At 57.7% G+C, this 11,291-nt stretch carries 8 protein-coding genes; 4 read left to right on the plus strand and 4 right to left on the minus strand.

Annotation, left to right across the window (positions count from 1 at the left end; translation table 11 throughout):
* Nucleotides 1–33: 33 nt before the first annotated feature.
* Nucleotides 34–963, minus strand: coding sequence for an AraC family transcriptional regulator (locus ABHR63_RS05455; protein WP_346965220.1), 930 nt, complete (start codon nucleotides 961–963; stop codon nucleotides 34–36).
* Nucleotides 964–1,461: 498 nt separating this feature from the next.
* On the minus strand, nucleotides 1,462–2,448 hold the full coding sequence (gene vsr / locus ABHR63_RS05460; protein WP_346965221.1) for a DNA mismatch endonuclease Vsr: 987 nt from the start codon (nucleotides 2,446–2,448) through the stop codon (nucleotides 1,462–1,464).
* A gap of 148 nt (nucleotides 2,449–2,596) precedes the next feature.
* On the opposite strand from vsr, the gene ABHR63_RS05465 reads away from it, so the two are divergent.
* Together ABHR63_RS05465 and ABHR63_RS05470 are read left to right on the plus strand one after the other, a co-directional pair.
* Nucleotides 2,597–3,382, plus strand: coding sequence for an ABC transporter ATP-binding protein (locus ABHR63_RS05465; protein ID WP_006234847.1), 786 nt, complete (start codon nucleotides 2,597–2,599; stop codon nucleotides 3,380–3,382).
* The gene (locus ABHR63_RS05470; protein ID WP_346965222.1) at nucleotides 3,372–5,594 is read left to right on the plus strand and encodes an FtsX-like permease family protein; all 2,223 of its coding nucleotides are present in this window, start codon (nucleotides 3,372–3,374) and stop codon (nucleotides 5,592–5,594) included. The genes ABHR63_RS05465 and ABHR63_RS05470 overlap by 11 nt, the downstream gene beginning before the upstream one ends.
* Nucleotides 5,595–5,922: 328 nt before the next feature.
* On the opposite strand, the gene ABHR63_RS05475 is transcribed toward ABHR63_RS05470, so the two are convergent.
* Nucleotides 5,923–6,603, minus strand: coding sequence for a helix-turn-helix transcriptional regulator (locus ABHR63_RS05475; RefSeq protein WP_346965895.1), 681 nt, complete (start codon nucleotides 6,601–6,603; stop codon nucleotides 5,923–5,925).
* A 386-nt stretch (nucleotides 6,604–6,989) separates the two neighbouring features.
* On the opposite strand from ABHR63_RS05475, the gene ABHR63_RS05480 reads away from it, so the two are divergent.
* A complete protein-coding gene (locus ABHR63_RS05480; RefSeq protein ID WP_346965896.1) occupies nucleotides 6,990–8,429 on the plus strand; it encodes an APC family permease in 1,440 nt (479 codons plus the stop codon).
* A gap of 285 nt (nucleotides 8,430–8,714) precedes the next feature.
* Nucleotides 8,715–9,920 (plus strand): agmatine deiminase family protein, encoded by a 1,206-nt coding sequence (locus ABHR63_RS05485; RefSeq protein WP_346965897.1) that lies wholly within the window; start codon nucleotides 8,715–8,717, stop codon nucleotides 9,918–9,920.
* 334 nt (nucleotides 9,921–10,254) lie between these two features.
* Here ABHR63_RS05485 and ABHR63_RS05490 read toward each other — a convergent pair whose 3' ends face one another.
* The gene (locus ABHR63_RS05490; protein ID WP_148346442.1) at nucleotides 10,255–11,286 is read right to left on the minus strand and encodes a 3-deoxy-7-phosphoheptulonate synthase; all 1,032 of its coding nucleotides are present in this window, start codon (nucleotides 11,284–11,286) and stop codon (nucleotides 10,255–10,257) included.
* Between the last annotated feature and the right edge of the window lie 5 nt (nucleotides 11,287–11,291).

Genomic DNA, 11,291 nt, shown 5'->3' on the forward strand with positions numbered 1-11,291 from the left:
GCCTGCAAGTTTGATGCAGTGACAGAAGAAGGGCTAGCGGGATTTCTGCCTGGTGCTATCGAGATTCTGCCTCGCTGCTCGATAGCTCGAAGGAGTGCACCCCATTTGTTCTTTAAATACCTGGCCAAGATGGCTTGCTGTTATAAAGCCGCATTGGCGCGCGACTGTCTGGACCGTTCGCGTGGTGTGTGCCAAAAGTTCGCAAGCACGGTTTACGCGGTATGCGCGCAGATATGCCGCCGGGGTCGTTCCTGCGCAAGCTTCGATAATGCGGTAACACTCTCTTTCGCTTACGCCGGCTGCAGATGCCATCTGGGGCACATCTATAGTGGCTGCATAGTTTGCGCGGATATAGTCCAGGATTGCCTTGAACTGTACGTCGCGGTTGGTCATCCAAGAGGCGTTGTCGGAGGAAAAGAGCGGTTCGGCCTTGGCGTAAATCTGAATCCAGAGCTCTGACAAGCTATTCCGAAGCGCCATCTCGTTCTGCGGCTGTTGAAGGTCGTGGTTAAAGGAACTCTTTAGCAAATCGATAAAGGGCATATCGTCGGGGTTGGTGGGCGACCATTTGAGCACATCGACGCCTCGACATTGAAGCAATGGGTTGATGTAGCGCTTTTGGAGACGTCCCGCGGGATCGCCGAGCATCGACGGCTGAAAGATATGCAGCATTTGAATGGCTGGCGCCGAATTGGGTGATTGCAGCGTGCTGTGCAAAACGCCGCCGTTGATAAAGCCGGCGGACCCTTCCTCAAAGCGTACGTGCTCATGAGCCGCGCGCGTTCGATAGTCAATCGCTCCCTGCTCCATGTAGAAAAGCTCAACTTCGGAATGCCAGTGCCAGGGGACGGAATTGCCCGGATAGCGAGCGAATTCTGCGCGTTCGGCAATATAGGGCCAGTCTTCGGCGGTCTCGGGAAACGCTTCTTCGCGTCCTCCGCGGTGCAATTCTATGTGATCCATGTTTCGCATGGCATCAGTATAAAGCGCGATGGGCTTAGATTGCTCTTGCCTGTTCGGGGAACGCCTTGTCTAGGGATGCTTGGAGCCTTTCGAACGATGCTCGCAAGTTGTGGCTCTGGTCGGTTGAGCGTTTGGCTTTTGTGGTGGGGGAGTCGAGGAGGCCGTTTCTCTGTGTCGGGGGGAAGGAGAAAAGGTTTGCATGATTTAGGGATGGCTGCTGTGCTGCGCCGTTGGAAGAATGCATGCTTATGCGGCCTCCTCGATGTCCACCAAAAGGTTGCGCACGGGGCGTGCTGCTAGGTCCCGTGCGTTGGCAGTATTATGCCGCGGCTGCTGCAAAGAAGCGCTAAAGAAAGGCTTAATCAGATTTGATGTAACAATGAAACCGCAGGTCAAAGCTATCGGGTAACACTCTTGAAAGGTTTTGAGCTTAAGGGCTTTCTAAGGTTTGTGGTGCGGATGTGGCGCGGACGTGCGGGGCGTGTGGACGGCTCGTTCCTAGCGCTGCGGCTCTGCAGTACGCACCTGCTCGATGACCTTTTCCATGGTGGCGTCGATGCGGTCCTTTTTGAGTTCGCATTCCCAGATGGTTATGGGCGTCCAGCCCATTTGGGTAAGCGCGTCGATGGCAGCGCGGTCGCGCTCGACGTTGCGGCGAAACTTTGCCTCCCAAAACTCAACGTTGCGCCTGGGCTGGCTAGGGTTGCACTTGGGGCAGCGATGCCAAAAGCAGCCGTTGACGAAGATGGCGATCTTGCGCCCGGGAAAGGCGATGTCGGGCTTTCCGGGCACCTTCCATTCCAGACGGTATCCCGTAAGGCCTGCGGCGCGCAGGCGCTGGCGAACGAGCAGCTCGGGCTTGGTGTTGGCGCGCTTGTTGCCCTTCATGGACTTTTTGATGGCGGCGCGACGGCGGACCAGTTCGCGCTCGTCAGCGGAGAGGTCCGAGGTATCGATGCCGTCGAGCAGGCCGGGCTTGGGACGCTTCTTGCTGCGGCGCTTAGGTGCGCGCTTGGGTTTGGTGGCGGGTTTGTCGGCTGTTTTGGGCACAGCGTCATCGGCGGAGCTTGTCTCGAGCCGGTCTTCCTTCAACTCAATCAGCGCATCGATAAGCCCTTTGTCGGCGGGCATCCACTCAACGGTGGCAAGCGAGGTGCGCGGAATCCAGCGGATATCGAGTTGGCGGTCATGCTTCTGGGGCTCATCGGATTCATCGGCCAGCGAGCAGTAGTAGCACTCCATGGAGAGATGGAAATCGGGGTAGTCGTACTCAACGGTATAGAAATCGCGCAGGTTGGTAACTTTTACCTGCAGCTCTTCCATGAGCTCGCGGCGCACGGCGTCTTCGGGTGTCTCGCCGCGCATGAGCTTGCCGCCCGGGAATTCCCAAAGTCCTTGCATGTCGCCGTAGCCGCGCTGCACGGCAAGCAGCTCGTCAGATCCTTCCTTGCGAATGATCCCAGCGGCAACATGAACAGTCTTCAACAGGAGTCCTCTCTCAATATCAACACGTGGCAGGCTGGCTACCCGTACCTTACACAACGGTAAGGCAAGCGTAAGCCATATCGATGGTAGCCGACTCGTCTTCTTGCGACTATAGATGCCGTAGACTAATCGCAAGAAAGGACTCGGTATGCAAACCACGCACATGGCGACCCCGGTACTGGAGGTCGCGCATCTCGAAAAGGTATACGGCGCGTTGGGCAACGTGACCCGCGCGCTCAACGACGTCAGCTTTACCGTCAACCGCGGCGAGTTCGTTGGCATCATGGGCGCTTCGGGCTCGGGCAAGTCGACGTTGCTCAACTGCGTGTCGACCATCGATAGCGCCACAAGTGGCACGATCCGCATCAACGGGCAGGACGTGACGCGCATGAAGCAGGCCAAGCTCTCGCAGTTCCGCCGCGAGGAGCTGGGCTTTATCTTCCAGGACTCCAACCTGCTCGATACGCTCACGGCACGCGAGAACATCGCTCTGCCGCTCACCATCGCCCGCACAAACTCGGCAGAGATCTCGACCCGCGTGCAGGATGTGGCAGCGCGCCTGTCTATCAGTCAGGTGCTCGACAAGTATCCCTACCAGATGTCCGGCGGTCAGCAGCAGCGCGTTGCCGCGGCTCGCGCGCTCGTTACCGACCCCACCATGATCATGGCCGACGAGCCCACCGGCGCCCTCGATTCCAAGAGCGCTCGCCTGCTGCTCGAGAGCCTGGAGGCCCTTAACCGCCGCCTACGCGCCACCGTGCTCATGGTCACGCACGACAGCTTTGCCGCCAGCTACACGAGCCGTGTGCTGTTCATTCGCGACGGCAAGATCTTCACCGAGCTGCGCCGCGGCGACACCGACCGCCGAGAGTTCTTCGACCGCATTATGGAGGTCGTTGCCATGATGGGCGGTGAGGGCTCCGATGCTCTGTAAACTCGCTTGGGGCAACGTCCGCCGCGCCGGCCGCGACTACCTCGTCTACCTTTTGACGCTCACCCTGGGCGTCACGGTCTTCTATGCTTTTAACACCATCTCGATGCAGGTCGACATCGCCGGAATCGATGAAGAGGGCTTGGCGCAGGTTATGGGCAGCATGCTCGGCGACCTGACGTACTTTTTGGCCGGTGTCATGGCCTTTTTAATGGTGTATGCCAATAACTTCATCATGAAACGCCGCAAGAAGGAGTTTGGCCTGTACCAGGTGCTCGGCATGGGGCGCGGGCGCGTCGCCACTATCATGGCGCTCGAGACGGTGATTGTCTCGGTGGTGGCCTTTGTCGCCGGCATTGTGCTGGGTATGGGACTCTCCCAGCTCATGACGTTCTTTACGGCCTCGCTCTTTAAGACACAGATCGCCAATTTCCACTTCTTTTTCTCGATGCATGCGTTCAATCTGACCCTTGTCTGCATGCTCGTAATGTTTGTGCTCACGCTACTGCTGAACCTTCGCGCCGTGCGTCGCACCAAACTCATCGAGCTTATGGGTGCCGAGCGTCGCAACGAGAGCATCAAGACACGCAACCCCTGGATAGCGATTGCCATCTTTGTCGTGGGCGCGGTGCTGGTGGGCGTGGCCTATTACCGTCTGCTACGTGATGGGTTCCCGCTAACCGCGACGGACAGCAAGCTGCAAGAGGCCATGAACCAGTTTGGTATTACGACCGCTATGGTTACCGTGGGCACCTTTGCCCTGTTCTGGGGACTCTCGGGCATGCTCATCAAGCTGCTGCAGAGCCTGCGCGGCGTGTATTGGCGCGGCCTCAACATGTTTACCGTGCGCCAGCTTGCGGCGAAGGTTAATACGGTGTGCTTTTCGATGGGCGTCATCGCGATGCTCCTGTTTTTGGCCATCACCTCGGTGACGTGCGGTATGTCGATTGCCAACGTGATGAACGAAAACCTGGAGCGCTATAATCCGGCCGACATGTCGCAGACGTATATCTATTACACGCCCGAAACGCTCGACTACTACAAGGAGTATGTCAATCCGTCTGAGGCCGATCGCATGGTGCTGGCCGATAGTACGGTCGATTTGTACTCCGCATGGCACGGCGATCCATGGCACGGCGATCGTAAGGGCAAGTCGGCGGACAACAACGACGAGACCGGCAAGAAGGTCAGTATCGCCGATGTTGCCGGTGAGCATGTGCAGATCGATTCGTATCTGAGTTACCCGCTTGGCGGCTCGGATCCTTCGGTGACTCCAAGTGAGATGTGCAAGACCATGGGCGAAAAGCTTCCCAAGGCGTTCGGGGGTAGCAATGCCGATACGATGGGTCTGTTTGTGACGCCGGCGAGCCAGTACAACAAACTGCGTCAGATGATGGGCGAGGAGCCGGTGCACATCGGTCACGACCAGTATCTGCTCACGTGTGATATGGGCGGCGAGCTGGTCGACCTGTACACCAAGTATATGGCTGGCGGCCATGCCCTTACCTTGGGCGGGCATACGCTCAAGCCCGCAACCGATAAGTCGGACGAAGATACGGCGGCCATCGCCAACTCGGCGATGGGCAGTAATCCGGGTACCGTCGTCGTTGCCGACGAGCTGTTGTCCCAACTTAATCTGCAGCCGTATTCCAGTAGCCTGCTCGTTAACTACAAACAGGGGATGGATACGACCGAGGCAGACGAGAGTATTAAATACACTGTGCTCGACAATCTGCTCGTTGACGGCAAGGAGCCGGGGTCGTGGGGAACCTTCATCACACGCTCCGAGATGTACACGCAAGCAGCGCAAATGAACGGTCTTATTAGCTACCTAGCCATCTACATCGGCTTTGTATTGGTTGTTGCATGCGCGGCGATTCTGTCGATCCAGCAACTCTCCAACGTGGCCGACGGCAGCCGCAGCTATCGTGTGCTGGCACAGATCGGCTGCGACGACCGCCAGATTCGCCATTCGGTGATGGCGCAGCAAGCGGTATTCTTCCTGTTCCCGCTGGCAGTGGGCTTGGCGCACTCCTTTGTGGCACTTAAGGTGATCATCGAGCTGGTGAGCATATTCGGAAATATGAGCATCGGCGGCACCGTGGGCCTCAGCTGTGCAATCTTCCTGGCAGCATACGGTGGCTACTTCCTGGTGACCTACCTCATGAGCACCGGCATGGTGCGAGCCGCTATCGCCACCCGCTACAGCGAATAACAAGCGGGCAAAACCGTCGCAAAAATAGAGGCGTATGACCGCCGCGAAGGGACCAGGGGCCCTTTCGCGGCGGTTTTTGCCAATCTGGTGCGTCTCAGATACAAGTGAGTAGACTTTTTTGAACCTGCCGAGCACATCGCGACAAATGATCTATAAAACTGCAGGTCAGAGCTGTGGCGTTTTAGGGCGTGCTCGGCCTTCTGCAAAAAGCCTACTCACTTGGTTTTTCTGCTAGAAGACCGCCACGAGGGAAGGCAACTCCCTTACGTCGGTTTGGACGTTTGCCCAGATAAAACCTGCCAAAATAAACCTGTCCCTTTTTGGCAGGTTAGCGCTTCCAAAAGTAGAGGATTAACGTCGTGCGATTTTGCTGTTCGGTTTTGACCAGGATGTTGTGGATGTGGGTCTTGACGGTGCCCACGGCAAGGAATAGCTCGTCAGCAATCTCTTGGTTCGACTTGCCCCGCACTACCAGACGCAAAACCTCAGCTTCGCGGTTGGAGAGCTTGTAGGCGTTGCGATAAGAGGGCATTTGCCCTTCGATGTGTCGATCAAGATCGCTGACGTTCTTTTCTTCGGACGCCTCCTGCATGCGAATCGAAAGCACGTGATAGGTGTAGGCGATGAGCAGAATCGCAAAGTAGCACGCAAAGACGTTCTCGCTAAAGTTGCGCTCGGACAGGTATAGCTGCAGCCAAGAGGGCGCCAGGCTCATGGGGACGACCAGGATGCTGTAGAAGTCCTCGGCAACGATGCGCCCGACCAGGACGGCGCCGATAATCAGGTGCTTTCGTTGGTTGTTAACGCGTGCCTTCAACTCGACCTTTGTACTTTTATGAGCCGTCCAAAAGATGTACAGCCCCACAAAGATAAGGAACACCTGGCGCATTGCGTAGTAGAGCCACTGATGCATGGGGCCGTAGGGGACAGCGACGATAGTCAGCGACTCGCACAGCAAAAACGTTACGACGGGGATAACGAATTGCTTTTTAGAATGTTTGTCGAGCAAGTCCCTGGCAATGGCCCAAATAAAAGCCTGCGAAGCGGTCGCCACAAGGGTCCGCATCACGGGCATGATGATTGAGTAATAGTCGTTAGCTGGAAAGCTCTAGTTTTTGCAGCGTGTATTCAAAAAAGAAAATCTCGGTCATCTCGAAGGCATAGCAAATAAAAACGCCGCTGCCATAGATAAAGAACTGTCGGCGAGACGAGGCGTAGGCGGCAAGCGAGAGCGCCGCTCTCGAGGCTCTCGAGCAGCTCTAAGCCTCAAGGCTTCTAAAAGCGCGTCTGCGGGCGTCGGATGCTCGTCTCCTGTCGCTCGCTCACCGAGGCCCGGCAATTGCCTTAATATCTTAAGGGTCTCGATTTGTCCAAAACTGAGCGAAGGAGCTCATCATGAGCGACGGAAAGAAAAAGCTTTCCTTCTTGACGGTCATCTCGACCATCATCTGCGTCGTCTTCGTTTGCGAGGCCGCCGCACCTGCTGCTGCCATTGGCAACCAGCAGTTCTTCTGGTGGATCTTCCTGATTCTGACCTTCTTGCTCCCTTATGGCATGGTTGTCGCCGAGCTCGGCACTACCTATGACGGCGAGGGCGGCATTTACGACTGGGTACGTGATGGCCTGGGCGACAAGTGGGGCGCCCGCATCTCGTACTACTACTGGGTTAACTACCCGCTGTGGATCGCCTCGCTGGCTACCATGTTCCCCGACATTCTGGGCATGGTCTTTGGCGTCGAGTTCAATCTGATCGCCAAGTTGGGTATCGATCTTGCCTTTGTGTGGATCGTCTACCTCATGGGCCGCTCCAAGGCGGCCGACTCCGAGTGGGTCCTGAACGGCGGCGCCATCATCAAGGTTGCCGTTGCCGTTATCGTCGGCGCTTTGGGTATTTGGTATGCCATGGAGAACGGTTTTGCGAACGACATGTCCGCTGCCACCTTCCTGCCCGAGCTCACCAACACCAACGCGCTCGGCTACCTGTCGATCATCATCTTTAACTTCATGGGCTTCGAGGTCATCTGCATCATGACCGACGATATGGCCGATCCCGCTCGCGATATCCCCAAGGCTATCATCGTTGGCGGCCTGTCTATCGCCGTGATCTACCTGTTCGCCGGCTTTGGCATCGGCGCTGCTGTGCCGGCCGATTCCATCGATCCCGACTACGGCATGATCTATGCTGTCCAGACCATGGTGGGCGACTCCATGATCTTCAAGGTCATCTGCATTGCCTTCCTGATCACCCTGTTCGCCGACATGGCTGCCTGGTCCTTCGGCGTCAACTCCGTTGCTCGTTATGCTGCCGAGCATGGCAACATGCCCAAGGTCTTCGCCTCGATGATCTCGGACGACGACATGCCCAACGGCGCCAACCTGGTCAACGCCATCGTCGCCTCCCTGGTGCTGTGCCTGCAGCTCGTTCCTATCGACGCCATCTCCAACGGTGTCTTCTGGATGCTCTTCGGTACCTCCGTCGTCTTTCTGCTGCTCACTTATATCCCGATGTTCCCGGCATTTCTCAACCTTCGTAAGAACGACCCTAACCGTGCGCGCATCTTTACGTTTCCGTTTAAGGGCGCCATGATGAAGGTCATGCTGGCTATTCCCTGCATCGAGCTGATTCTGGCTATCGTTGCAACGCTGATTCCGTTCTCTGTCGATGAGATTGGCGATAAGGTCCCGATGATCGTTATCTTCATCGTGCTTTTGCTTATTGGCGAGGTTGTCCGCGTCGTCAGCGCTAAGGGTCGTGAGACCGAGTATAAGGGTCTCACCCCTGAACTAGCTGCTCAGCGTCTCGTTGAGGAGACCGCCGAGGCCGAGGAGAACTAGAGCATCCGGATTCGGGGCTCCAACCCTCCTCGCCACTTGACCATTCCCCGGGGTGGGTGTGAGCGATAGCTCTGGTAACCACCGCCCGCCCCAATCTCTCTTCCGTATCCTTCGTGCGTTTTGTCTCCGCGCGCCAGGTTACGTCGTCGCTTGCCGGTGCGACTCCGTGAAAACCGGCGCCGGGCGCCCCGACCTTTGCCGGGGAACGGGCGTCCGCCACCTCTTGGTTTTAGGCTGCGGGTAACCCGCCTGCAGCAAGCGATCGTTCGATTTGGAGGATATCTTATGCGTACGATCACCGAGTCCGAGTCCACCCCTAAGGCCGACGGCTACTTTATGCCTGCTGAGTTCGCTCCGCAGGATCGCGTGTGGATGGGCTGGCCCCATCGCACCGATACCTGGGCCCATGGCGCCAAGCCGGCTCAGAAGCAGTATGCCGCCATCGCCCGCGCCATTGCCGAGTTCACCCCGGTTACCATATGCGCCAACCAGGCCGACTACGCTAACTGCAAGGCCGTCTTTGAGGAAGACGAGAACGTTTCCGTTATCGAGATGACCACCGACGACGCTTGGTTCCGCGACACCGCTGCCACTTTTGTTATCAACGGTAAGGGCGATAAGCGCGCCAACCACTGGCACTTCAACGCTTATGGCGGTCTTGTCGACGGCCTGTACTTCCCGTGGGACAAGGACGAGCAGATCGCCCTTAAGATGGCTGAGCTTTCCGGCTGTCGTCGTTATCGTCCCGATGACATGATCCTCGAGGGCGGTTCCATCACCGTCGACGGCGAAGGTACCGTGGTCGTGACCGACCAGTGCCTGCTTTCCCCGGGCCGCACCTGCTCTGCGGTTCTGGAGGAGGAAGAGGATCCCGAGTCCATCTGGCCCAAGTTCCACAAGAAGTTTGAGCCCTGGAGTGAGGAACTTCGCGCCTATATGGACGAGCACCTCAAGGATTACCTGGGTGTCGAGAAGGTCATCTGGGTTAAGGAGGGCATCGACCCCGAGGAGACCAACGGTCACATCGATGACGTCGCCACGTTCATCGCTCCGGGCGTCATGGCCTGCATCTGGACTGACGATCCCGAGTATCCGTTCTACGAGCAGTGCCATGCTGTCTACGAGACCCTTTCCAACGCCGTTGACGCCAAGGGCCGCAAGATGAAGGTCTACAAGCTCTGCATGCCTGTGAACCCGCTGTTCATGGACCAGGCTTCCTGCGACACCATCGACGCCGACGAGAACGCCGAGCCGCGCGTTGCCGACGAGCCGCTGATCGCCTCCTACATGAACTACCTGGTCACTAACCACGGCGTTATCGTCCCGCAGTACGGCGACGAGAACGATCAGCTTGCCGTTGACACGCTCCAGAAGATCTACGACGAGGTCTGGGGCGAGGGCGTCTACAAGTGCGTCGGCGTTCAGTCCGAGCAGGTCGTCTTCGGTGGTGGAAATATCCACTGCATTACGCAGCAGGAACCGTCCGCTTAATCGTCCGGCTTCCCGAGGCACCCCATCTCGCCGCTCAAACCGTCGCTCGCGTACCAAAGTACGCTTCGCTCCTCTCTCGCGGCGACCTGGGGCACCTCGGAAACCCAGCCGGTCAAGCGGACCGACGTAGCTAGTTACCGCATTAGTCATTGGTGCCAACCTTGGCAACAATGCAGGTCGAAAAAACGTCAGCGAAAACCCGCCAGAGCGAGCAAGGTGCCTTGAAACGAGGCGGCATTGACCTTCTGGTCATGCCGTCGAAGCTGAAAGGCAGATTGCCGTTCTGGCGGGTTTGCAGCGTCGAGCCGTTACGCGGTTTGGTAAAACCGCGTAACTAAATACGTTCCGCGATCTCGTGGATGAGGTAGTCGGTCTTTTCCCAGCCCAGGCACGGATCGGTGATCGACTTGCCAAAGACGCCGCCGTCGACCGGCTGGTTGCCGTCCTCCAGGTAAGACTCGATCATAAAGCCCTTGACCAGCTTGGAGATGGACTCGTTGCGGCGGCAGCTGTCGAGCACTTCCTTGCAAATGCGATACTGCTCCAGCGGACGCTTGCCCGAGTTGTCATGGTTGCAGTCGATGATCGCTGCCGGATTGGCATAGCCGGCATGCTCGGTATAGCGCTCGGCCAGGCGCTCCAGGTGCTCGTAGTGGTAGTTGGGGTAGGTGCGCCCATCGAGACCGATGTAGCCACGCATAACGGCGTGCGCGAGCGGATTGCCGTCGCACTCGACCTCCCAGTTGCGGAAGATGAAGCTCTGGTGCGCCTGCGCGGCGTAAATGGAGTTGAGCATAACGGTGGTAGAGCCGGCAGTGGGATTCTTCATGCCAACGGGTACCGAAATGCCGCTCGACACCAGGCGATGCTCCTGGTTTTCGACCGAGCGTGCGCCCACGGCAACATAGCTCAGCAGGTCGACGAGGTATTGGTAGTTGGACGGATAGAGCATCTCGTCGGCGGTGAAGAAGCCCGTTTCCTCAATAACGCGCAGGTGCATATGGCGGATGGCCTTGACGCCCTCGAGCAGATCGTCGGGAGCCTCGGGGTTGGGGTTGTGCAGCAGGCCCTTGTAGCCGGTGCCCTTGGTGCGCGGCTTGTTGGTGTAGACGCGCGGAATGATGATGAGCTTGTCCTTGACCTCCTCGGCGGTCTTGGCCAGTCGGTTCATGTACTCAAGCACCGAATCCTCGCGGTCGGCAGAGCACGGGCCGATGATGAGCACCTTGCGTGCGTCCTCGCCGGTAAAGACTTTGGCGACCTCGGCGTCAAATGCCTGCTTTTTGGCGGTAAGCTCGGCAGAAAGTGGCATTTCCTCGCGGATCTCCATGGGGATCGGCAGCCTGCGTTTGAATTCCATGGCCATAGGGG

This window comes from Collinsella aerofaciens (genome assembly GCF_039752775.1).
In the GTDB taxonomy this organism is placed as follows: domain Bacteria; phylum Actinomycetota; class Coriobacteriia; order Coriobacteriales; family Coriobacteriaceae; genus Collinsella; species Collinsella aerofaciens_R.

Bases quoted from the DNA above. Each gene is read 5' to 3' on its own strand.
- ABHR63_RS05465 (WP_006234847.1), top strand. From the start codon at position 2,597: ATGCAAACCACGCACATGGCGACCCCGGTACTGGAGGTCGCGCATCTC.
- ABHR63_RS05455 (WP_346965220.1), bottom strand. From the start codon at position 963: ATGGATCACATAGAATTGCACCGCGGAGGACGCGAAGAAGCGTTTCCC.
- ABHR63_RS05470 (WP_346965222.1), top strand. From the start codon at position 3,372: ATGCTCTGTAAACTCGCTTGGGGCAACGTCCGCCGCGCCGGCCGCGAC.
- ABHR63_RS05490 (WP_148346442.1), bottom strand. From the start codon at position 11,286: ATGGCCATGGAATTCAAACGCAGGCTGCCGATCCCCATGGAGATCCGC.
- ABHR63_RS05485 (WP_346965897.1), top strand. From the start codon at position 8,715: ATGCGTACGATCACCGAGTCCGAGTCCACCCCTAAGGCCGACGGCTAC.
- ABHR63_RS05480 (WP_346965896.1), top strand. From the start codon at position 6,990: ATGAGCGACGGAAAGAAAAAGCTTTCCTTCTTGACGGTCATCTCGACC.